Here is a 23165-nt window from a genome sequence, read left to right as displayed (position 1 = left end):
GAACTTGAGCTGCTACGGTCACGGAACATCACCAAGTTCAATGACTGAACCTTCCTTGAAGGAGCAGGCCATGCCCCGGCCCATAGACACCGCAGCCCCCGCAGCCCGCGCTCCCGCTCCACGGACAGCCGCCCCGCGCACCCCGGATGCCGCCCGCCGCCCGGCGGCCACCCTCGCCGTCACCAGCGCGGCCACCGCAGTGACCTTGATGACGTACGCGGCGCCGACGGTCACGCTCCCCGACACGGCAGCCTCCCTGCACACCCCCCTCTCCGCCCAGGCCTGGCTGCTCAACGGCACCCCGCTCGGCCTGGCCGCCCTCCTCCTGGTGGCGGGCAGCCTCGCCGACGACTACGGCCGCCGCCGGATCTTCCTCTACGGGACAGTGGCGCTCGGCATCACCACAGCCCTGGGCGCCCTTGCGACCTCGTCATGGCTGTTCACGCTCGCCCGCGTGGCACAGGGCGCGGCGAGCGCGGCGATCCTGGCGGCCAGCCTCGGCCTGCTGGTGCACGCGTTCCCGGCGGGTCCAGGGCGGATCAGGGCAACGGGCATCTGGGGCGCGTGCGTGAGCGGCGGCATCGCGGTGGGCCCGGTACTGGCGGGCGGCGTAGCATCGCTGGCCAACTGGCGTTGGTCGTACGTGGCGTTGGGCGTGGCAGCGCTGGTGGTGGCCGCCTTCGCCCCGCACACGCTGACGGAATCACGCGCCCCTCGCAGCAGCCGCCCGGACCTGGCAGGCGCGCTGACGCTGGGCCTGGCCCTGGTCGCACTGGTGGCGGCGCTGACACTCGGCAGGGACGGCTGGCTGCGCGCACCGGTGGCGGCACTGCTCCTGGCGGCGTTGGCCCTCCTCGCATCGTTCACGGCGGTGGAGCGCAGATCCGCGGCCCCCATGCTCGACCTGACCCTCCTGCGCCAAGCACCGTTCCTGGCCTCATCAGGGGGCGCCTTCTTCACGGGCTTCGCGGTGATCGCCCTGTTCAGCTACCTCCCGACGCTGCTGCAACAGACGCTCCCCCTGTCGGCCATGGGCACGGCGGCACTGCTCGCGACATGGTCGGGTACGTCATTCCTGGTGGCCCTCCAGACCAGGCGCCTGGCAGGCAAGGTCTCGGCCCGCCACCAACTGGCCCTTGGCTTCGCCCTGCACGCGGCAGCGGTCCTGACGATGCTCTCCGCGGCCTCCTCCGGCCCATGGCCCCTGCTCCTCCCCGGCCTCCTGATCTCCGGCACGGGCAGCGGCCTCCTGAACGCGGCGCTCCCCCGGCTCGCGGTCGCGTCCGTCCCCGCCGAACGAGCGGCGATGGGGTCGGGGGCGAACAACACGGCGCGGTACATCGGTTCGGCGGCGGGAGTGGCGCTGATGATCGCGGTGTCGACGTCGACGGGTTCACCGGGCCATGGGGCGCGGGTGGCGCTGGTGATGTCGGCGGGACTGGGGGCGGTGGGGGCCGCGACGGTGCTGGCACTGCGGGAGCGAGGACGCTGAGGGGAGACGGTCACTGTTGTCGCCCTACCGGGCCCTACCGGGGGCGCATGGACCGCAGCTTCCCCCACACGATGAGGCGGTACTTGGAGGTGTATTCGGGGGTGCAGGTGGTGAGGGTGATGTAGTACCCGGGAGAGCTGTACCCGTACCCGTCCTTCACACCACTGCGGGGGACGGCACGGATGACGCCACTGTCGCGGGCGGAGGTCTGGCCCAGCGTCTTATCAACGACGTACGTATACACAGCCCTCTTGGTCTCGACAACGACTTCATCACCACCCCGAAGCCGATTGATGTACCGAAAAGGCTCACCGTGGGTATTGCGATGCCCGGCAAGGGCGAAGTTCCCGCCTTGGCCGGGCTGAGCGGTCCGCTCGTAATGCCCGACGTACCCCTTATTAAGTACGGCGCTCTTACTCACCCCCTCGGCAACGGGCACGCGAATCCCGATGCGCGGAATGCGGAGGACGGCGTAGGCCTGGTCCCAGCGGGGCGCGGGGGCGGCGACGGGCTGCTGCCGAGGGGCGGGCTTCCGCGCACCGGAACCACCGGAACCACCGGCATCTACGGAACCCGGCTCGGGGCCGTTATCGGGATCGGCGTCACCGCCTGGGGAAGGCGAAGGGAAAGAGCTGTCACGACTGGCGCCGTCCCCGCTCCCCCACTCCCGCTCCAGGGCCTGGACCTTGCGCTGGGCGCCCTCGCGGGCCTGCCGATTGGTCCACCAGAGCTGATGGACGACGAGGAGAAGCAGCACAAGCCCACACGTAACGGCGACTTCGGCACCACCCCACACAAGGCGAGCCCCCTTGCCCCGCCGACCACGCCGCCCCTGCACAACAACAGGAACCCGCCGCACCCGCTCCCGCACGCCGACACCTCCCTCACAAGAGGGCGGCAGATTAAGCCCAAGCCCGCGAACTATCCATGCCGCCGGCAATGGCGCCCACACGACAGCACCAGGAAAGTGCGGCCACCCTGATCCGCACGCCAACCCTGCTGTAAGGCACCCACTCGGCAGTACGGTGTCCCGTATGCGCCCCGACACGCCTGCCGACCACATCGCCGAAGCCGAGCGCCTCGAGCGCACCGCCGGTTTGTACCCCGAGGACACCGAGCACCTGCTCCTCCAGGCCGCGGCCCACCTGGAACTGGCAGGCGAACGCGACCGCGCGACCACGCTCTACGACCGCCTACTGGCCCCGGACGCCCCCCACCCGGCATCGGCCCCGGCCCTCATCCGAGCCCTGAAGGCCTCGAACCTCTGGGAGTACGGCCACGAGGCGGAGGCAAGGGCGATCATCGACGGAGTCCGCGCGGCGGCCCCGCGCGACCCGGCCCCATGGGTGATCGTGGCGGAGTCCCTCGAATCGCACGACGAGCTGACACAAGCGCAGGAAACTTTCACGCAGGCACTGGAACTCCTGCTGCCGCTCTCAGGCGGAGGGGGCGCCCCCTCCTACGAACAACGCCCGCTGCTGTTCGGCCGCCACAGGGTGCGCCGCCTGCTGGGCGCGACCCACGACGCGTGGGACGCACTGGCGGACGAGGTCTCCACGTCCCCCGTCCCCCTGGACGAACTCCACGACCCGAAACGAATCTGGTCCCTGGGCTCGGACAACCCGGCGGAACTCCGCGCGGAAATCTCCCGAATCCAGGCGGAGTTGGGCTCCTACAGGGAAGCCCTCTCCCGCCCATTCCCGGTGGCGGTCCTCCACTGGCCCTCAACGGAACTGGAAGAACTCCTGACGGCGTACCCGTCCCTGGAGTCCGAATACCCGTCCCACGAGGCGCACTTGGCGACCATAGAGTCCTCACTGAGGGAACTGTCGGCCTCCGGCACCCCGAACCTGGGCATCGTCACGGGCACGGTCCCGTCGTACGAGGCGTTCGCAGCCTCGGAGGGCACGGAGCCGACGGACGTCTCCCTGCTACCGCAGTACGCGACGACGCTGGCTGCCAGGGGGCGGGCTGTGGGGTGGCCGCCTCGGGGGGATGCGGGGTGTTGGTGCGGGTCGGGGCGGGCGTACTCAGGGTGCCATGGCACGCAGGAGCAATAGCGGGAAGCCCGAGGCATAAGGGATCTTTCCCCCTCATCCAGGAACGAACTTGAGCACGATGAAGCCGTCCTCCCCTGCCGTCTCGGCGCGCATGCGCCGGCAGGCGAGCAAGGACACCGCGGCCGAACTGGCGGTACGCCGATTGCTGCACGCGTCCGGTCTGCGGTACCGGGTCGAGTATCCGGTACCGGGCATGGCCAGGCGCAGGATCGACGTGGCCTTCACACGCGCCAAAGTGGCGGTGCTGATCGACGGATGCTTCTGGCACGGATGCCCGGAACACGCGACTCAGCCCAAGGCCAACGCGGAATGGTGGCACCAGAAGCTGGCTCGCAACATGGCCCGGGACGCGGAGACGACCGAGCACCTGACCGCGGCAGGGTGGACCGTTCTGCGGTTCTGGGAGCACGAGGCACCGACCGAAGTGGCTGATCGGGTTGCTGCCGCGGTGGCCGCCCGACGTACAACGATGTGAGCGAAGGAAGGGGAGGGGAACGATGAGCGGGTTGACGTTCGTGGACGTGTGCTCCGGCGCGGGCGGGCTGGCCCTCGGCCTGGAGGCAGCGGGGTTCGAGCCCACACTGTTGCTGGACAACAAGCCGGTGGCCTGCGAGACGCTGAGGACCAACCGGCCGGAATGGAACGTCCTGGAGACGGACCTTCTGGAGTTCGACCCGAGCGAACACCAGGAGAGCTACGACGTCGACCTCCTCTCGGCGGGTCTGCCTCGGGTGAAGTCCAGCGCGACGGTGGCTCGGGCCGAATCCGACACAGAGTTACGGCTGCTCGAGGCCACCATCTACCTGGCTCATGCCGTACAGCCACGAGCCATGATTGTCGAGAACGTCCCCGGGCTGGTAGGCGGGGACGAGTACGAGTCGATCCGAGACTTCATCCGCAAAGAACTCGAGCACCTCGGATACAGATTCAGCTGGTTCGTCCTGAACGCGGCCGACTTCGGTGTCCCTCAAGATCGCAAGCAAGGGATTCTGGTCGCCGTCAAGGAGCGCTGGTTCGACGCCTTCCGGCCCCCCGCCCCCACCGTGGAACAGCACGATTACCGGTCGGTCGGCCGGGCGTTGGCACGGTCGATGAGATCGCGCGGATGGCCGGACGCGGACCGTTGGGCGAGCCAGGCGCTGAGTGTGGCCCCCACATTGGTGGGGGGTTCGGACAACCGGGGAGGCGCTGATCTGGGTCCGTCCGGCTCGAAGAAGGCATGGGCCCGCATGGGGGTCAACGGCGGCTCACTGGCGGACGAGACGCCGGGACCCGATTTCGAGTGGCTACCGCACATCGGCCCGGACGGAATGGTCAAGATCACCGTCGACCAGGCGGCCGTGCTCCAGGCATTTCCCGAGGACTGGATCTTCGCCGGGAAGAAGACCGTCCGCTACCGTCAGATCGGCCACGCGTCGCCTCCGCCGGTCAGCCGGGCGCTGGGCATGGCGGTGGCCGATGCACTGCGTGCGTAAGGACGCGTCACCCCAGGTCGGGAGGCATATGGGCGCAAGCACAGGCACCTCTGCGGCGACGGGAATCTCATTGCCCGCCGCCGGCTACACTTCAACCCCATGACCCGAGCACCTCAGCAGCAACCACCACGTCCCGCGAATCCCGTCATCGTGGATCTCTTCGCGGGCCCTGGTGGCCTGGACATCGCCGCTGAGGTTCTGGGAGTGGCGAGCATCGGCGTCGAGTGGGACCCGCCCACACGGGCCACCCGGGACGCGGCCGGGCTGGCATCCACCACGATCGGGAACGTGGCGGAGCTGAGCCCGCTCGACGAGGAAGTACAGAACGCGACGGTGCTCACCGGCGGTCCTCCCTGCCAGACGTTCTCGGTGGCGGGGAACCGTGAGGGCCACAAGGCCCTGGACGACGTGAAGCGCCTTGCCACCCGTATCGGCGATTGCAGAAGCGCCGAGAAGTTCGATCTGGTGTGGGAAGAGGTCAGAGCCGAGACGGACAACATGTCCGACGAACGGACCGGGCTCGTCCTCCAGCCTCTCCGCTGGATCGTGGAGAAGAAGCTCAAGACCGCTTCCCCGTATCAAGTGGTCGTGCTGGAACAGGTACCCACGGTGCGGCCGGTCTGGGAGGAGTACGCCAAGATCCTTCGGGGGTTGGGGTACGCGGCACGCTGCGAAGTACTGCACACCGAAGACTTCGGAGTACCGCAGACGCGGCGACGGGCCGTGCTCATCGCGCGGTACGCGCCCGAAGCAGTGGACAGAGAGATCAAGTTTCCCGCTGCCACCCACCAGCGGTATCGGAAGGGTGCGCAACGGCTCTCCTCGTCGCAGAAGCGCAGGGAGCAGCAGGAACAGGAACAGCAGGATCTCATCTTCAGCACCCCTGAGCCCGAGAAGCCTGTGCCTGAGCCGTGGGTCTCGATGCGGGACGCCCTGAAGCACCACCGCCCGGCCGAGTTCGTGGTGGTCTCCAATTACGGATCGGGTGGTGACCCCAAGAAGCGAGGGCGCCGCACCTCTGCGGAGCCTTCCGCGACCATCACCGGCAAGTTCCGACGCAACAAGCTGTTCGAACGCGTCGGCTCCTCGAAGAGCGGGGAGGAGGTGCTCGGCGCCGAGCTCGGTCGTCTGTCCTTCGAAGAAGGAGGACTGCTGCAGACCTTCCCTGCCCGCTACCCGTGGCGGTCGACCGACGTCGCCCAGCAGATCGGCAACGCCATCCCGCCCCGGCTCTCGCTCCATATCCTCGGCGCCGCGCTCGGCCTTGGGGAGCCGGGGAAGGACGTCCTGGAACGGCTTCGGGACTGGTGCCCTCCACCGAGATCCGCAGACGGTTCCGGGCTCAGGAGTCTGGAACTTCCCTCCCCCGTACTGGTGCGTCCGCGAACATCTCTGCAAAGCGGTCGACCAACACAGTGACGGACCCCTCCGGCGCGGGCTGCTCGCGCGGCCCTTCCGGGAGTACGTTCCGGAGCACCGGACCCGCGATCTCGGCCTCGGCGATCCAGTCCCACAGCGGCTCACCGTCCCGATCGACGTCCGGTGCCACCACGTCGTACATGAGGGTCGCTCCTGCCGCGTTCACAGCAGCGGCCAGCGCGTTGGCCTCACGGCCGGTCCGGACCGTGCCACGGTCCAGGAGCCTCACCACTGCCTGCGCGGTGGGCCGATGATCCATGACGTCCTGGCGCAACGCGGTGTTCAACATGTCCTGTTGGCCGCACGCCGTGACCGCCGGAGCGTAGTCCGGTCCGTTCCGAAAGAGCTCTGCCGCCCACCACAGTCGTGAGAACGTCTGGGTGTAGTGGGGGCCCTTGAACCTCGCAGCCGCGACGCGGGGCGTCTTCCCGTCCGACTCCCGTTCGCTCATATGGCGCCAGACGACATAGTCGGGAGCGACACCGAACGCGAGGTAGTTCCACAGCCGCTTGTCCGCAGCCTGGCGCCGCGTGAGCCGCAGCGTCGCGTGCAGCCTCGGAGCGAGCCAGGCATCGGCCTGCGTCGGCTTCTCGTCCCGGTACTTGTGCATCGCGTCTTCGAGGAGATTGCGCACGGGATGGAGCGCCGCGCGAGCCTCGTCGCCGGGGATAGGCTCGGTGTTCTGGTTGAGGTCGATCGACGGGACGCTCTCCTTGCCCTCGCGCAGTCCTTCGGTGAGGTACCGGGCGGCGTTGAGGTCGGAGAGGAGCGCGAGCCGCGCAGGAAAGTGGTCCGGCTTGGCGGTTGTCATGCGTCGTCCCCCCGGTGAAGCCGGTCGAGTCCGTTGACCGTGATTCTCAGTGCCTTCGGCACTTCGGCTCTGCGGGCGGCGGCGAAATGGATGCGCGGCTGGAGGTCGGCCCAGCCGGCCGTCCCGGTGCGTCCCAGGTGCACCTCACGCAGCGCCTCCTCCACGGGCCGTCCTGGCACGACGTCCGGGAGCATCTCCCTGAGGACCTCGCCCTGCCAGTCGTGCGGGAACAGGGGCGTGCCGTCGTCCTCGACCTCCAGATCACCGACAGCAGCATGGAAGACAGCCGTCCACACGTCCGTACTCATCTGGGCGAGCAGCAGTTCACCGACGATGTTCTCGGTCTCGGAACCGTTGCCGCCGAGGAGGTCACGCAGTCCGTCGAAGTCTCGGTTCACACGCACGGTCGGCAGTCCGCCGGAGGTGTCGACGATCCAGGGCATCTCGCGGAAGGCCTGAAGCCACGCGGGTCCGCCCTGGAAGCCGTTCCACACGACCTTCAGTTCTCGGTCACGGACCGGTGAGTCACCGTCGATGTCGACGAACCACTCTTTCTCCGACGAGGCGATCACTCGTCCCGGCACGTCATCGACCGTCGCCACCACGTGAACGGACAGTGAGGCACGGTCCAGATGATCCGCATGCCACAACTCCAAGGCGCCCACCCATTCCCGACCACCCGGAGCCTCGGGCTCCAGGCGGATGGTGGTCCGAGCGTTCGTGGCGCCTTCCGTGAGGACGGCGAGCACGGACACCTCGGACCAGTGGCCCTTGGAGTCGATCTCCTTGGCAGGCACGGTCGCCGAGAGCTTCAACCGCGCTCGCTCCCAGTCCTCACGTTCGGCGAGCCCGAGCGCGACGACCTGTTCCACCACCGAGAAGCCCCTCGCGTCGAGATCCTCGTGTCGCTCGCCCGGCCCGCGCAGACCCACAGCGGTCACGCGCATCGTGACCGGGCCGGAGAGCCGAGGGTAGGGGAAGACCTTCACGCGCCGTCCCCCTTCCCGGTGCGCAGCTCGACGACGAGACCCGTGTGCGTGGCCCGCACCGGATGGGTGGACACGTCGGTGACTCCTCTGAACGTGGCGCTCCGGGCGCCGGGAGTGAAGTGCAATGACCCGTCGATCAGTTCACAGTTCCGCACGGCCACGAGCTGGGACCAGGCGAGGACAGGGCGCGGACCGGATCGGACGTCCACCTTGGCGACCGGAATGAGCCGCCAGGTGTCGCCTCCGGCCGGCACCTTCACCTCGGCAGACACGTGCCAAGCCCCGTCGTCTCCCACCTCGGCCTGGAGTTCGTCCAACTTCGGTACGGCAACAGCGGCGGGCCCGGAGGCCTTGCCGCCCTTGCGGCCTACCGAGAGTCGTTTGCGCAACTTGTCGGTGCCGTTGTTCGCTTTCGTCCTCGGCACGACCACCAAGTCGCGCACGGCTCGGTTCGTCGCGGTGGTGAGCGAGGCGATACGACGATGAGCTGACGGGGAGTAGGCCAGACGTAGCTCCTCCGTCTGGCCCCACTTGTTGTGCTCCGGGGGTTCGGAAGCGCGCAGGAATTCCTCGGCACGGTCGGCGAACGGGACGTCGCCGGCGGCACGGCCCGCCAACAGAACCGCCTGGAAAGGATTGGTCCCGATCGCGAGGTCGGGCACTCGGTTCGTCCGCACGGTCATCCGGTTGCCACGCATCGAAGTCACCCTGTAGGGCTGACTGTCGTCGTCGGTCTTGTCGAGCCGGTCGGTCGCGTCGGTCACCAGGAGAACGGCCCGATGCTCGTCGCCACCACGCGATCCGTCGAGAGCCGGCACGACCAGCGGAACGGTCGTCATCGCAACCTGTCCGGCCTCGGTAAGCCGCTCGACGGTCGTCCCCTCCAGGAAGGCGCGGAGCGCACGTGCCCTGGCAGGCTGATAAGTGTGCGGGTCGACCCTCTCCTCCGGGAGCACTTCCTCACCGTTGCGCAGGGAACGCACAGAGGCTTCGAGGAAAGGCGGTTGCTCCCCGCCGGCTGTCATGGCGGCCCAGAAATTCCGGCCGAGTGCTCGGACAAGACGGCCGTGCATCCGCCGGATGTCCTCCTCTTCCTCCGCCGAGCTCTCACCGTCAGCGGTGGGGAGTGCCTCAGCCATGCCCTCCACGTCGTGGGCGCCGACGATCAGAAAGGAGGTTCCGGGGTCGGAGCTCTCCCGAGTGAGGTGAAGCCGTTCGACGGTCTCTTCATCAGCCCACCACGAGCGGACTACGTCCTTGTCGTCTCGAGCGGCGTCCGGTTCCCCGAACCACGCGGGCCCGGCGAACTGATCGCCGTCGACCTCGCGCCAGGGCAGATCGAGACGACCGACCAGCCGCCGTTCGGTACGGCCCTCGTGAGGTTCCGAAGGGTTAAGAGTGGAGTTGATCAGCACCAGGCCGAGCCGACTGGTCGCCCAGAGTGTGGCCTTGCCCAACCCGTAGGAACCGCCAGCGTCGGGGCCCGACTTGCGGCTCTCCAGTTGCCGTCGCACCACGGCGGCGAACCGGCCGTCCTCGTAGTCGTCGCCCGTCAGCCCGGAGGCGTTGTAGTCATCGACCCGCAGCAGTACGAGGCAGTCCCGCTCGTACATGTCGCGCAGGCCTTCGGCGATGACCCGTCCCACCTTTTGCTCACGCGATGATGCGGCTTCGTAGTGGGGGTACAGGTCATCCCACTTGATGGCCTCCCGGAAACGAGCGAGGCTCTCGCCGGTCAGTTCGTGAAGCGTGTAGCGGACGCGGACGGGCCTATTGCCATCCAGCCGTTCATCCAGGCTGTTCTGTGTTGCTTCACGTGCCAGCACCTCGACGTCCGCCTCGAAAGCGAAGGCGGCAGCGTTGCCGAAATCCCGACCGCCGTCACCGTAGGCCGGGCGGTGGTACCAGCCGACCGGGCGGGACGCAGCAACGGCATCTGCTGTTCGCAAATGCATAGTTACGTAGTCCGTATCGAAGACGGCGGCGATGGCCCGCATCGTCTCTTCGCGGGGCGTGGCTCGACCGGTGATCCAGGCCGACACGGCAGCACGCGTGAGCCCGATCCGCTCGGCCAGGTCCGCCTGATTCATGCCAGCCCGCTTCAACTGCCGCGCGAGCCAAGGGCCGAAGTCCTCCCCGGCGTTCATCGAGATCCTCCATCGATCGAACTCACTCGCTCAAGGGGACCACCGTAGCACGGACGTTTGACAACTAGCGGTCGCGACAATTTTGATTGACATGACATCGCGCAGCGGTAGCGAGGTGAGCACAGTGGATTGAATCACCCAGATAGCTACACACTTGTCCAGTTTGGCTGCATTAGACCACTTCAGCTCTGCCCGAAAACCTGAATGCGGGATTCCGTAAATTAGTTTCGGCGAAAATCGACTATCTCGTTGACGCGCCAGCTCCGGCACCCCTAGCTTTGCCGAATCAGAAGTATCAGGTCCTTCGAGGAACACCTTTCTCGTAGAGGCTATTTTGCCGTGCCTTACGACCCCAAGGCGCACCGAACAACACTCATGCACATTTGATCATCTCCGCACACCCACACTCCGACAGACGAAGGTGCGTAAATGCCCGAGAGAAGCGAAAATTCCTCCGAATCGGACCCCGGATCTCGCGACTCCGCTTTACGGAGAATGCGCCAAATACTCCATCAGTACGACTCTCTGGAAGACCCCGCGAGCAAGTCCGACTTTCTCGAGCAATACGGTTGCACGCGCTACACGATCCGGTACTACCGAAGAACTCTTGCTCTCGCCGATCGCGATTCCAACCCTCCTGCCGTATCCCCTTCCGCTGAGCCCGCCCCTGGCTCGCGTTCCCATGACGCGCATCGAGCGCGACACCAGCGCCGCCGCGCCCTGATCGCAAGCCCTCCTGGAAGGCGCGACACCCGACGGCCCACGCAGTCCCGCCGTGCACGGAACCGGAACCGGAACCGCGGACGAATCGTCACCATCCGTATCACCGTCCGTATCACCATCGAACTTCCGTAGCGAAACGCTTCGTTCACACCCAGACGTGACTCCGCCGCCGTCGGAGAGCCGTCACGAGGGCCGGCCATGGTTGTCGGCCGGCCCTCTCTGGCTCCAGCTCCCACCACGCACTCACAGAAGAGGGCTCTCGTGACTCAGCAGTCGCTACCGGACGCTTCGCAGCCGAGCCCGGTGATCAGCAAGATCCTTGAACAGTCCGAACGTGTGCTGGAGACCTACCGTGTCGACCCCGGCCTCATTCAGGAACACGCCAACGGCGAGCGTCGGATCACCCAGGGCGGCTACGGCGACCGTCAGCTCTTCGAGTTGGTCCAGAACGCCGCGGACGAGATCGCCAACGATCCCGGGAAACGAGTCCACGTAGTTCTGGCGGACAACCCGAAGACGAACAAGAGCTATCTGTACTGCGCGAACGAGGGCAGCGAGGTCACGCCGGAAGGCGCCGAGACGATCCTTCGGATGGGCGTCTCGCGGAAGCGCGGAGGACAGATCGGACGATTCGGCGTCGGCGTGAAGTCTGTTCTCGCGATCACCGACGCCCCCGAGTTCTTCAGCACGTCCGGCAGTTTCGGCTTCGACCGCGATTGGGCCCGAGCAGAGATCGGTCGAGCTGCGGGACTCCCCACGGACTCGGAGTTCGAAGCACCTGTTCTGCGGATGGCCCGCCCCATGGACGCGGCTTCCGAACGACGCGAACGGCGCGACGACTCAGTACTCGACGAGCTGCTCGGCTGGGCCACGACCGTGGTCCGCCTCCCCCTCCTCGAAGGAGCTGCGGACCGCCTCACCAAGGACATAAGCCTGAGCGAGTCGGATCCTGAGCAGGAGGAGTTCCCGGTTCTCTTCCAGCTCTTCTCCCCGCACGTCGGAAAAGTGATCCTTGAAGACCGCCGGTCGACACCCACGATCCGGCGAGTGATCAGCGTCGAGCGCGACGAATCCCGCCGCACGATTCGGGAGCAGCGAACTGCCCGCAAAGAGCTCGTCAACAACTGGACGGTCTTCTCCGTCGCCCACCAGCCAACTCCCGAAGCACGCAGGAGCGCTGGAGAAATGCATGACCGCGGGACGATCGACGTGGCGTGGGCTGTACCCGAATACAGCGGTGAGGCACCCTATGTGACCCCCAAAGGACGCGGCAAGTTCTGGTCCTTCTTCCCTACCAAATACGAAATGACATTGAGTGGCGCACTCAATGGAGCTTGGAAGACCAACGAGGACCGTCAGAACCTGCTTGATTCCAGTCCTTTCAATCGGGAATTGATTCAGGTGGCTGCCCGACTCGTCGTGCGCTCGCTCCCTCAACTGGCACCCAAGGAGGATCCGGGGGCCTATCTGACGTTCCTGCCTGGCCGCCCACGCGAATCGGAGACGATCAGTTGGGCGGATCTGCACCTGACGAGAAGCATCTGGGAGGCGTCCGTCCATCTCCCGTCCCTTCCCGATCAGGACGGCGATCTTCGCGTTCCCGGGCATCTCCACATCCATCCCGACGCCGGAAGAGAAGAGGATCTGAAGTCCGAGTGGCTTCAGATGTGGAACAAATACCCTGGCAGGCCGACTGATTGGCTGCACCCTTCCACACAGGCCACCAATCTGCGTGCCGGCAAGGTCAAGCACATCCTCGAGACCGCGAGGCACCAGCGTGCCACGGTGCGGGAATGGCTCGAAGCGCTGGTCGGCGACGGCACGGCCGGAGCGTCGGCTGCCGCGATCGGAATCTTCGCGGAGATGGTCAAGTCCGACTCACAGCTCGTCGAGGAGGCCAGAAAGGCGCGCATCGTCCTGACCGAGACGGACGGCATGGTGCCGCCCGTCAGTGGACGAGTGTTCCGCCGCAGCGTGCAGGACGGGCTGAAGGACGACCTCGCCTACGTAGACTCTCACCTCTCCGAGGACCCTGATCTCCAAGCGGCACTCGATGTCATCGGTATTCGAGAGGCCACCAGCCATGGCCGATTTCAGGGCGTGCTCGATCAAGGCTTTGACACCTACGGTCCTCGTGACTGGACCCGTTTCTGGGAACTCCTGAGAAGCGCGGGAGGTGTTCAGGCTCTGAGATCGGTCCGCCGACGACTGGAGAACCCGCTGGAAACGCTCCACGTGCGTACAGCGGACGGGCGATTTCACCGAATGCACGACTGTCTTCTGCCCGGCCCCGTAGCCTCCGTCGATCGGACCGGCGACCAGGCGATCGCTGTCGATCTGGGATTCCACACGGACGATCTGCCGGTGTTCCACGACCTCGGGCTCCATGGTCGCCCTTCGCCGGGTCACCGAGAGACCGACGCCCCCTGGTTCGACGAGTACCGCCATGTCCTGTACGAGCGCTACTGCCGAACGCTCGGCCCGAAGACCAGTCGGCCGCAATTCACCCGTATGAACGTTGACGGCTCGGCCTTCGGTGGGCCGCTCCACCTCCTTCCTCGACTGTCCGACGAAGGAAAAGCGGCCTTCGTCAAAGCGCTGCCCGATGAGTCCGTCGTCGACTCGTGGTCCATGTGGTTCGGCAGTCAGGCCAACGCGCGCAAGTCGGTGGCTTCACCGCTGCGTTGGATGGTGCGCAAGCACGGCATAGTCACCACCTCGCAGGGACTGCGCCGTCCCGGCGATGCGGTCGGACCGCAGCTGTCCTCGTACGCCGATGTGCTCCCGGTGGCCGACATCAGCGCCGAGAAGGCCCGCAAACTCCACCTCCCCACAACGCTCGATGCCGTGCCGGAGAGCATGTGGGACAAGCTCATGGAGGAACTCCTCCAGAGCGAGGACGACGCGTTCGTCGGCAACACGTACGTCATGCTGACCCGCCTCCAAGTCCCCTTCCCCGAAGACTCGTTGACGCGGTGTCGCATCGCTGATGAGTGGGGCACCCGGGAGGACGGCGAGATCGCCGTCGCGGCGACGCCCCAGGAGTACGCCGCCCTGCGAGCCGAGAGGCTGCCCGCGCTCCTGACAGCCAATGCCGATGACGCAGGGCTTCTTGTGGGCAAGTGGGGCATGCTCCCCTACGCGGACGTGATCAGCCGAGAGACTCGGCACGTCGCGTCGACAGAACCGACCCTTCTTCGCGACGCCTTCCCGACTCTCCGCCAGCGACTGGGCAGCAGGATCAACCAGTACTCCCTTCAGTACTGCACCGAGCTCGAGGAGATCACCCGTACTCCCAACGGCATGAATGCCGAACCTCTGGAGAGCGCCCTCCACGATTCCGTCGTGCTGGTGCTCGCTCCCAAGTCCCCGTTGGAAGCCCTGATGGCGGCAGATCGGGAACTGCGCTGGGGCCTGGGCGAGGCCGACTGCCGCGCGGTGCTCGACGCACAGCGGCGGCAGGAGCAGGACCAGCGCGTTCAGAGCGCGCTCCGGACCGTTCGCGAGGCCGACTCTGTCGTGAGGAAGCTGACTCTGCTGCTGGGCGACGAGGTGCTTCGTGATCGGCTACCCGCCGGCCTGCTGGCGAGCGAGCGTGCGGAGTTGGGTGGCGTGGAGCCCTCCCCGGAGCGCATCGCCCAGATGGCGTTCAACGCCCACGGAGACGGAGTTCTACAGGTTCACTCGCGGGACCTCCAGGCTGCCTACCCCCATCACGCGCCTTCGTCCTTCACCGGGTCGACGCCTGCGCTCAAGTTCGTTTCGGACCTGGGGTTCCCGGACTCGTTCGCGGGGTTCAGCATTCCGTCGCTGGAACCTCGAATCGACGTCGACGGCCCTTCCGAGTTTCCTCATCTCCACGAATACCAGGAGAAGTTGGCATCCAATGTCTTCGGGATGCTCGATCGGCTAGTGCCACAGCGCGCCATGCTCTCTCTGCCCACCGGGGCCGGGAAGACCCGCGTCGCCGCCGAGGCGGTGATTCGCTGGATCAAGCAGGTCGACGACATCGGCGGCCCCGTCCTGTGGATCGCTCAGACCGAGGAACTCTGCGAACAGGCTGTCCAGAGCTGGAAGTTCGTGTGGTCCAAGGTCGGAGCGGACAAGCCCCTGACCATCAGTCGACTCTGGGCCTCGAACGAGGCCGGTCCGGTCCAGGAGCGCCCTCAGCTCGTCGTGGCAACGGATGCCAAACTGCGCGTCTGCCTCGACACGGAGAGCTATGCATGGCTGCGCAACGCCGCTCTCGTGATCGTCGATGAGGCGCATGTCGCCATCGCACGTCAGTACACCGAACTTCTCGCCTCTCTGGGCCTGACGGCATCCCGAACGGACCGCCACCTCCTGGGGCTCACCGCCACCCCGTTCCGTAACACCAACGTGGAGGAGACCCATCGGCTGATCCAACGCTTCGGCGCGACACGTCTGGATGAGGGGGTCTTCACCTCCGGCGACCCCTACTCGGAACTGCAGGAACTGGGCATGCTGGCCCGAGTTGAGCATCGTGAACTCACGGGCGGCACGATCGAGTTGACCGGTGACGAGAAGACTCGCGCCGATCAGCTGAGCGTGCTGTCCAAAGCCGCCGAGCAACGTCTCGCCGACGACCACGACCGCAATCGGCGCATCATCGATGAGATTCGCGGCATGCCGGACGGCTGGCCCGTCCTGGTCTTCGCGACGTCGGTCAGCCATGCCAAATTCTTGGCGGCGAAGCTCAACGACCTCGGCATCCGATCCGGATCCGTGGACTCCGCGACCAGCACGAGTGACCGCGCCAACCGCATCGCTTCGTTCAAGGACGGCCGTCTACGTGTCCTGACGAACTACGGTGTGCTCACCCAAGGGTTCGACGCCCCGGCCACGCGAGCCGTCGTGGTGGCGCGCCCCACGTACAGCCCGAACGTCTACCAACAGATGATCGGCCGTGGCCTTCGCGGCCCGCGCAACCGTGGCAAGGACACCTGCCTGATCCTCAACGTCCGCGACAACATCACCAACTACGGCAAGGCTCTCGCCTTCACACAGTTCGAGCACCTGTGGAGCGGCAAGTGACGGACGCCTACGCCGACAGTCCGCCGCTCACCGCCGAGCAGCAGTCGGTCGTCGACGAGCCCTGGGACGCCCGTGTGCTGGTGACGGCGGGCGCGGGCGCGGGCAAGACACACACGCTCGTTCGCCGCCTGGACTCGCTGATGAGTCGGGAGAACGACGCGTTGGAGGCCCGCGAGCTGCTCGTCCTCACGTTCTCGCGCGCCGCTGTGCGCGAGCTCCGGGAGCGGATCGCCGCGCACGCGCGGGAAGCTCGACGAGTTCGGGTTCAGACGTTCGATTCCTGGGCGTACGCCGTGTTGGTCAACGCCTATCCGGATCAGGAGTGGAGTCGTCGCAGTTTCGACGAACGCATCGTCGCTGCCGAGGAAGCCATCACCCGGGGCGCAATCGAGGCCGGGGAATCGGGAGCTCCCGCGCACGTGGTGATCGACGAGGTCCAGGATCTCGTCGGTGACCGACGTCTCATGGTGGAGACCCTCCTCGACCGCTTTCAGGACTCCTGCGGCTTCACGATGGTCGGTGACACCGCACAGGCCATCTTCGGGTTCCAGGTGTCGGATCCCGAGGCCCGAGCCGACGAGACCAACTACTTCTTCGACTGGCTGCGCGGCTCGTACCCCGATGATCTGATCGAGTTGCGTCTCACGGAGAACTTTCGAGCCGACACGGACGAGGCGAAGACCGCCCTGTCTCTGGGCAAAACCCTGCAAGGTCTCCCTTCCGAGACAGCGGAGGCGGCGGCCGCGGGCGAGGCCCTCCACCGTGAGCTGCGCTCACGCCTGTCGGCCCTGCCCTCCTTCGGGGAACTCACGGACGGCTTCACGCTGGACTCTTTGCGTGACTTCCCGGGAACCTGTGCCGTCCTGTGCCGGGACAATCGTCAGGCTCTCCTCATCTCGGAGACGCTCTTCGAGCGCGGAGTCACTCACCGCTTGCAGCGCTCGTTCCAGGACCGCCCGGTTCCGGCTTGGGTCGGAGGCGTCCTTCGCCGCACCGGTTCGAGCTCTCTCACCCCTGAGCGCTTCCGTGAACTACTGGCGGAGGCAGATCCTTCGCATCGTTCCGACACCGACGCCGAGCGACTCTGGCGCTCGCTGCGCTCAGTGGCACGAGGCAATCGTGGTCAGCTCGATGTCGGCCGGCTGAGCATGCTGGCAGCCGAGGGCCGGATGCCCGACGACCTGATCCCGGCGGAACCGACCGGGCTGCTCGTCTCCACCGTGCACAGGGCCAAGGGACTCGAATTCGATCGAGCGATCGTGGTCGAGCCACCCACCATGGCGGAACTCCGAAAGCAGCACCAGTCCGTCGACCCGGCCGCCGAGGCCCGTGCTCTGTACGTCGCCATGACCCGTCCCCGTTCCGACCTCTACCGGATCGTCTCCCCCTCGACGGCCCTCCTACGTCGGGTGCCAGGCACGGACCGCTGGTACCTGGGAGGCTGGAAGGGCTACCTGCGCCACGGGATCGAAGTGCGCGGTCAGGATGTCTCCAGCGAACATCCCCCTGGCACCGAGGGGTTCGACGCCGACCCGATCGCGCTGCAGGACCACCTTTCGAATCGAGTGCGTGCCGGCGACGCCTTGGTCCTGCACCGCATGCACGAACTGCCCGTCGGCGTGGATCAGAGCCCTCCCTACGTCGTGCTGCACGAAGGGAGGCCGATCGCTGTCACGTCGGAGCTCTTCAGAAGACATCTGTACGCCTCCCTCAAGGTGAACCGCACCTGGGAGATCTCATGGCCCGCCGAGGTGCACGGAGCCCGGGTGGATGTCGTCGAGACGGTGGCAGGCAGCACCGCATCGGGCTCCCGCGCCGGCCTGGGTGAGCACGGAGTGTGGTTGGCACCTCGTATGGCCGGTCTGGGGCGCTACAAGTCGAGCAGCATCACACAGAGAGACGAACAAGCATGACCGACAAGGGGAATCGGCACGCCGCCCACTACTCGATGCGCGGTGATCTCGTGGAGCACCTCCGTCGTGAGCTGCTCGGACCGGGCACGCCGGACGAGATCCTCACTCAGGATCCGCCCATCACCGCCTATCCCATCGGGGTGCTGTTCCCACAGCCCGCCACTGAGCACTCCGCGAAGGAGCTTGCGGCTGACGCCACCGAGAACGACGGGCTCGACGATGCTCCCGTCCTGTCACGCCAGGACGTCGACGACGCGAAACTCAACCTGGGCGGCTCACCGGCCGCCCCTCGCCGACCGTCCTCCATGGGGATCACCTTCGCTGTGGACCCCTCCGTCTCGTCCACCGTCGTGGTGGAGGCCGAGGCCGCGATGTACGAGCCGATCGACGCCGAGGGCCGCGTGGTGAGTGCCAAGCGTTCCGAGGCACGTACCACCGACGAGCAGAAGGAGCACTGGCGTCGCCGTAGGCTCACGCTCCCCTCGATCACCGTCGACGTGACCGAACCCGGCGCTGTATCGCGATCCGTGGATGATTCTTGGCCGGCGGACGTCGTGCTCCACACCCTCGTCCGCAAGCCGTCGCCGCACTCGGGAACAGTCACCCTCACGGTTTCCCTCATCAACCACAAGCGCATCGGTGAGCGCGAACTCCAGGACGCCTTCAGCCTGTTCCAGGCCAGACTGACGGTGAGGTCTCCATCGGGTGCCAGAGCATTCGTCGAGCGCGCGGCCACACTCGACGCCGTCGATCCCGAGCAGGCGGTGTCCCGACTCCTCCATCGCCACGCCCCGACCTTCGCGGTGGGGCACGGTTGCGCGGCTGACTGGGATTGGTTCCCCCCACCCATCGGCACCCCGAACCTCAAGACGGCTGCCGTCGCCGAAGTACGCACCGAATTCGTTCCCACTCACGAGGTGCTGCTCACCGACTCCAACCCGGACATCGACGAACTGGTCGATCTGTCGATGCTCGGGTTCGCGACACGATCGGACGCCGAGGTCTTCGCGACATTGGACGACCTGGCTCGCGGGTACGAGCAGTGGATCGCCCAGCGGCTCGAGGAGGCCGCCCATCTGGGGAACCCCGCGTTCGACGCGGTGGCTGCGGAGCAACTCCAGTCTTGTGGCGTGGTGTTGGATCGAATCCGCATCGGCGTCCAGGTTCTCCGCGACTCTCCCGATGCCATGCGGGCCTTCAGGCTCGCCAACGAAGCCATGGCGCAACAGCGCGCCCGGAGCGAGTGGGTCAAGCACGGCAGTGAGGGCGAGCCCGATCTGGCGGCCGGGCGCTGGCGCCCCTTCCAGATCTCGTTCATGCTCCTCTGCCTCAAAGGCATCGTGGACCCGAAGCATCCGGATCGGACATTGGCCGACCTCCTCTGGTTCCCCACCGGCGGCGGCAAGACCGAGGCCTACCTCGGCCTGATCGCCTTCACCACCTTCCTACGTCGTATGAACCGTAAGGAACAGGGAGCGGGGGTGACTGTGCTCATGCGATACACGTTGCGGCTGCTCACTCTCCAACAGTTCGAACGTGCCGCGATCTTGATCTGCGCGATGGAGCGCATGCGCCTGAAGAACGAGACCCTCCTGGGGACCGAGGAGATCTCCATCGGCATGTGGGTCGGCCAGTCCGCCACACCCAACCGGCTCACCGTGGCCGAGGAGAACATCGCCGAACTCCGTAAGGGAAAGAAGCTCCAGGAGAAGAACCCCGTCCAACTGCATGCCTGCCCTTGGTGCGGCACCCGGCTCGACGCCTACCAGTACGAGGTCGACCACACCGCCAAGCGCTTGCATGTCCGCTGTCCCGAGCCGACCTGCGACTTCCGTGGCGGGCTGCCGGTGCATCTGGTGGACGAGTCGGTGTACGACGCTCGCCCCACTCTCGTCATCGCCACCGTGGACAAATTCGCGTCCATGCCGTGGCGGGAGCAGACGGCCGCGCTCTTCAACCGTGACAAGGAGGACGGCACACCACCGCCAGAACTGATCATCCAGGACGAGCTGCATCTGATCTCCGGCCCGCTCGGTACGCTCACCGGTCTGTACGAGACCGCCGTCGACGCTCTCGCCGAACAGCCGAAGGTCGTCGCCTCCACAGCGACGATCCGTCGTGCGACGCAGCAGGGGCGGGCCCTGTTCGACCGCGAGGTCCGGCAGTTCCCGCCCGCCGGACTCGACGCCCGGGACTCGTGGTTCGCGGTGGAAGCCCCACGCGAGGAGAAAGCGAGTCGCCAGTACATCGGGCTGCTCACGCCGAGCACGAGCCAGTCGACCCTGCTCATCCGAACGTATGCGACGCTGCTGCACCAGGCTCTGCGCACCGACACCTCGGACGAGGTCCGCGATGCCTACTGGACTCTCGTCGGATACTTCAACAGCTTGCGCCTGTTGGCAGCCGCCGATCTCCAGGTCCATGACGACGTCGATGACCACCTCGCGTATCTGGCCGAGCGGGACGGCACCCCGAAGCGGCAACTGGACGAGGTGACCGAGCTGACCAGTCGTGCCACTTCCAGTGAGATCCCCAGCCGCCTGAAGCAGGTCGAACAGCGATACCCGGGCAAGGAGGCCGTCGATGTGCTGCTCGCCACGAACATGATCTCCGTGGGCGTGGACATCGAACGTTTCGGACTCATGGCGGTCATGGGCCAACCTCAGACCACAGCCGAGTACATCCAGGCGACCAGCAGGGTCGGTCGTCGTCACCCAGGACTCGTCGCGGTCCTGTTCAACTCGGCGCGCCCCAGGGACCGTTCGCACTACGAGAGCTTTCTGCATTTCCACTCTGCCTTGTACCGCGAGGTGGAATCCACTTCCGTCACCCCCTTCTCCGCTCGTGCTCGGGAACGTGGGCTGCACGCCGTCGTCGTAGCGCTGACACGCATCCTGATCCCTGCCGCTCGGCCGAACGACGGAGCCGGTCGCATCGGCGAGTTCCGCGACGAACTGGAACGTGTCGTCAAGCCCGTCCTGATGGCCAGAGTCACCGGCGTCGACGAGGACGAGGCCAGGATGACCGCCCAGGCGGTGGACGAGTTCGTCGACTACTGGGCCGAGGAGGCGGACAAGCACAACGGCCTCTACTACGAGCCCGTTCGCGGGCGGAAGACCCCGTCACTGCTCCGCGCGTACGACGACGAGCTCAACGACGCTTCGTGGACGACCCTTTGGAGTCTGCGCGATGTCGACGCGGAGTCCGCACTCTTCATGGAGGCATCCCGATGACCCCACCTCCCGGCCGCCGTCGGCGTGGTTTCGGCGCTCCCGACCGGAGCTTCCCACGCAAGGGCGCGGTCCGCCGCTCCCAGATGATCACGACCTATGGCGTGGGCTCGATGGTCGCCGTGGACACCGAGTCGTTCATCGTCGCGGGGATCGACTCGTGGAACATCAGCGAAGCTCCGAAGCTCTACGAGCACCGACTCGCTCGTGTCCTCGATGTGAGGCACTTCCGCCTGCCCCCCGCGTCCGACGACACCAGCAAAGACGGGGTGCACGTTCGCAGGTTCCCCCTCTGGCACTCGTGCCCCACCTGTCGTTCGCTTCAGCACGTGGGTGGCTTCAACTCGCCCCCGGGGAAGAACGAGTGCGGGGAGTGCCAGGAAGATCTCGTTCCCTCGCGTTTCGTGATGGCATGCGAGCACGGGCACCTGGACGACTTCCCCTATTGGAAGTGGGCGCACCGCAACAATCGGCAGGACGGAGATGTCGGCCATTGCGGGGGCACCATGCGGCTCACGACCAGCGGCCGCACGGCGTCCCTCCGCTCGATTCTGATCTCCTGCACGTGCGGAATCCCCGAGGTCTCGATGGAGGGCGCCTTCAGAAGCAGCGCCCTGGCCCAACTTCGAGTCCGTTGCACCGGTAGGCGCCCGTGGCTGAAGGACGCACCGGCAGAACACTGCACGCAGGCTCCCCGGACCCTCCAGCGTGGTTCGTCGATGGCCTGGCAGCCGATCGTGAAGTCGGCGCTGACCATCCCGCCGTACAGCGATGGCCTCGCAGCTCGCCTCAACGACTACTGGGACCACCTGCGCACCCTGGACCGGTCTCAGATCGAGGGGTCTCTCAGGATGCTCGAGATACAGAGCGGCGAACGTTTCCCGGTCGACGACGTCGTGCGGCTCCTCGAAGCCGAGGACCTGGAGGAGGCGGCCCAGGGCGAGGAACCCGACCACAACCGCAGGTACATCGCTCTGCGCAACCTGGAGTACGAACGCCTCTGCACTGGGAACACCGAGGAGGACCGGTCACACGACGAAGAGTTCATCTGCGAACCGCCGATCCGTTCTTCTGAAAGCCTTCGCCCCCTCGGGCTCTCGACCCCCATGCTGGTCAAACGACTTCGTGAGGTACGAGCGCTGAAATCCTTCTCCCGTATCCATCAGCCGGACTCGAACATCGAGGTCCACGAAGCCGCTCTGTCCCTCAAGGAACAATCGTGGCTACCGGCCATGGAGGTGCGCGGCGAAGGCGTCTTTCTCCGTCTCGACGAGCAGCGCCTGGCCGACTGGGCCGAGAACCTCTCCGTCGCGGCCCGAGTGGAGCACATGCGCACCAGTCATGATCGACAACTCCGCGAGCGGGCCGCGGATCCTAGCTCGGCGCCTCCGTCACCGGCCACCCCCCGCATGGTGCTGCTCCACACCCTGGCCCACGCCCTCATCAACGAGTGGAGTTTGGACGCGGGCTACCCGGCCGCCTCACTCAGAGAACGGCTCTACTCGACCGCCCCCATGGCGGGAATCCTGCTCTATACGGCAACCAGCGACTCGGAAGGCAGCCTCGGAGGGCTGGTCGCCCAGGGCGAACCCGACTCCCTGGCGGCCTCACTCCTTTCGGCATTGCGTCGAGCGGAGTGGTGCAGCGCCGACCCGCTGTGCATGGAGTCCGAGTCAGGCGGGTCCGAGAGCATCAACTTGGCGGCCTGCCATGCGTGTGTCCTCCTGCCGGAGACGAGCTGCGAGCAGAACAACGTCCTGCTCGATCGAGCTCTGTTGGTCGGGACCCCCGAGGATCCGTCACTCGGCTTCTTCCGAGACGTGCTCGATTCCTTGCCGCACACCTGATCAC

The 23165-nt window shown here is 66.4% G+C and carries 13 protein-coding genes; 9 read left to right on the top strand and 4 right to left on the bottom strand.

The annotated features are described in order from the left end of the window. The first annotated feature begins 70 nt into the window (after positions 1-70). On the top strand, positions 71-1492 hold the full coding sequence (locus tag ACGFSB_RS00705; protein ID WP_393392009.1) for an MFS transporter: 1422 nt from the start codon (positions 71-73) through the stop codon (positions 1490-1492). Positions 1493-1526: 34 nt separating this feature from the next. Here the strand turns inward: ACGFSB_RS00705 and ACGFSB_RS00700 are convergent, their stop codons facing one another. Next, positions 1527-2330, bottom strand: a complete 804-nt coding sequence (locus tag ACGFSB_RS00700) for a class E sortase (protein ID WP_393393735.1) — start codon at positions 2328-2330, stop codon at positions 1527-1529. Between the two features lie 196 nt (positions 2331-2526). On the opposite strand from ACGFSB_RS00700, the gene ACGFSB_RS00695 reads away from it, so the two are divergent. From ACGFSB_RS00695 to ACGFSB_RS00680, 4 genes are all read left to right on the top strand, one after another. Then, entirely contained in the window at positions 2527-3552 is a 1026-nt protein-coding gene (locus tag ACGFSB_RS00695; RefSeq protein WP_393392006.1) for a hypothetical protein, read from the top strand. Between the two features lie 91 nt (positions 3553-3643). Further along, on the top strand, positions 3644-4027 hold the full coding sequence (locus ACGFSB_RS00690; protein WP_393393732.1) for a very short patch repair endonuclease: 384 nt from the start codon (positions 3644-3646) through the stop codon (positions 4025-4027). 22 nt (positions 4028-4049) lie between these two features. After that, positions 4050-5027 carry a DNA cytosine methyltransferase gene (locus ACGFSB_RS00685; RefSeq protein WP_393392004.1) on the top strand — a complete coding sequence of 326 codons (978 nt, stop codon included), beginning with the start codon at positions 4050-4052 and terminating at the stop codon, positions 5025-5027. A gap of 99 nt (positions 5028-5126) precedes the next feature. Next, a complete protein-coding gene (locus tag ACGFSB_RS00680; protein ID WP_393392002.1) occupies positions 5127-6446 on the top strand; it encodes a DNA cytosine methyltransferase in 1320 nt (439 codons plus the stop codon). Here the strand turns inward: ACGFSB_RS00680 and ACGFSB_RS00675 are convergent. From ACGFSB_RS00675 to ACGFSB_RS00665, 3 genes are read right to left on the bottom strand one after another with little or no spacing between them, the layout of a single operon-like run. After that, positions 6370-7257, bottom strand: coding sequence for a DUF6339 family protein (locus ACGFSB_RS00675; RefSeq protein ID WP_393391999.1), 888 nt, complete (start codon positions 7255-7257; stop codon positions 6370-6372). The genes ACGFSB_RS00680 and ACGFSB_RS00675 overlap by 77 nt on opposite strands. Further along, complete coding sequence (locus ACGFSB_RS00670) at positions 7254-8246, bottom strand: hypothetical protein (RefSeq protein WP_393391996.1); 993 nt, start codon at positions 8244-8246, stop codon at positions 7254-7256. The genes ACGFSB_RS00675 and ACGFSB_RS00670 overlap by 4 nt, the downstream gene beginning before the upstream one ends. Beyond that, positions 8243-10393: a helix-turn-helix transcriptional regulator gene (locus ACGFSB_RS00665; protein WP_393391994.1), complete on the bottom strand. Its 2151-nt coding sequence runs from the start codon at positions 10391-10393 to the stop codon at positions 8243-8245. The genes ACGFSB_RS00670 and ACGFSB_RS00665 overlap by 4 nt, the downstream gene beginning before the upstream one ends. Positions 10394-11377: 984 nt before the next feature. Between ACGFSB_RS00665 and ACGFSB_RS00660 the strand changes: the two genes are divergently transcribed. Genes ACGFSB_RS00660 through drmB form a run of 4 tightly spaced genes read left to right on the top strand, consistent with a single transcriptional unit; the run spans position 11378 to position 23161 of the window. After that, positions 11378-16171 carry a sacsin N-terminal ATP-binding-like domain-containing protein gene (locus tag ACGFSB_RS00660; protein ID WP_393391992.1) on the top strand — a complete coding sequence of 1598 codons (4794 nt, stop codon included), beginning with the start codon at positions 11378-11380 and terminating at the stop codon, positions 16169-16171. Further along, positions 16168-18084, top strand: a complete 1917-nt coding sequence (locus ACGFSB_RS00655) for a UvrD-helicase domain-containing protein (RefSeq protein ID WP_393391989.1) — start codon at positions 16168-16170, stop codon at positions 18082-18084. The genes ACGFSB_RS00660 and ACGFSB_RS00655 overlap by 4 nt, the downstream gene beginning before the upstream one ends. Next, positions 18081-21317 carry a helicase-related protein gene (locus ACGFSB_RS00650; protein WP_393391986.1) on the top strand — a complete coding sequence of 1079 codons (3237 nt, stop codon included), beginning with the start codon at positions 18081-18083 and terminating at the stop codon, positions 21315-21317. The genes ACGFSB_RS00655 and ACGFSB_RS00650 overlap by 4 nt, the downstream gene beginning before the upstream one ends. After that, positions 21314-23161 carry a DrmB family protein gene (gene drmB / locus ACGFSB_RS00645; protein ID WP_393391983.1) on the top strand — a complete coding sequence of 616 codons (1848 nt, stop codon included), beginning with the start codon at positions 21314-21316 and terminating at the stop codon, positions 23159-23161. The genes ACGFSB_RS00650 and drmB overlap by 4 nt, the downstream gene beginning before the upstream one ends. Positions 23162-23165 lie beyond the last annotated feature (4 nt).

The organism is Streptomyces sp. NPDC048441, assembly GCF_043200235.1.
Lineage (GTDB): Bacteria > Actinomycetota > Actinomycetes > Streptomycetales > Streptomycetaceae > Streptomyces.
Note: the sequence above shows the minus strand (reverse complement) of the source record. Positions and strands in the feature narration are given on the sequence as shown.

Coding starts and splice junctions, on each gene's coding strand:
- ACGFSB_RS00685 (WP_393392004.1), top strand. CDS start 4,050: ATGAGCGGGTTGACGTTCGTGGACGTGTGCTCCGGCGCGGGCGGGCTG.
- ACGFSB_RS00690 (WP_393393732.1), top strand. CDS start 3,644: ATGCGCCGGCAGGCGAGCAAGGACACCGCGGCCGAACTGGCGGTACGC.
- drmB (WP_393391983.1), top strand. CDS start 21,314: ATGACCCCACCTCCCGGCCGCCGTCGGCGTGGTTTCGGCGCTCCCGAC.
- ACGFSB_RS00705 (WP_393392009.1), top strand. CDS start 71: ATGCCCCGGCCCATAGACACCGCAGCCCCCGCAGCCCGCGCTCCCGCT.
- ACGFSB_RS00695 (WP_393392006.1), top strand. CDS start 2,527: ATGCGCCCCGACACGCCTGCCGACCACATCGCCGAAGCCGAGCGCCTC.
- ACGFSB_RS00665 (WP_393391994.1), bottom strand. CDS start 10,393: ATGAACGCCGGGGAGGACTTCGGCCCTTGGCTCGCGCGGCAGTTGAAG.
- ACGFSB_RS00650 (WP_393391986.1), top strand. CDS start 18,081: ATGACCGACAAGGGGAATCGGCACGCCGCCCACTACTCGATGCGCGGT.
- ACGFSB_RS00675 (WP_393391999.1), bottom strand. CDS start 7,257: ATGACAACCGCCAAGCCGGACCACTTTCCTGCGCGGCTCGCGCTCCTC.
- ACGFSB_RS00680 (WP_393392002.1), top strand. CDS start 5,127: ATGACCCGAGCACCTCAGCAGCAACCACCACGTCCCGCGAATCCCGTC.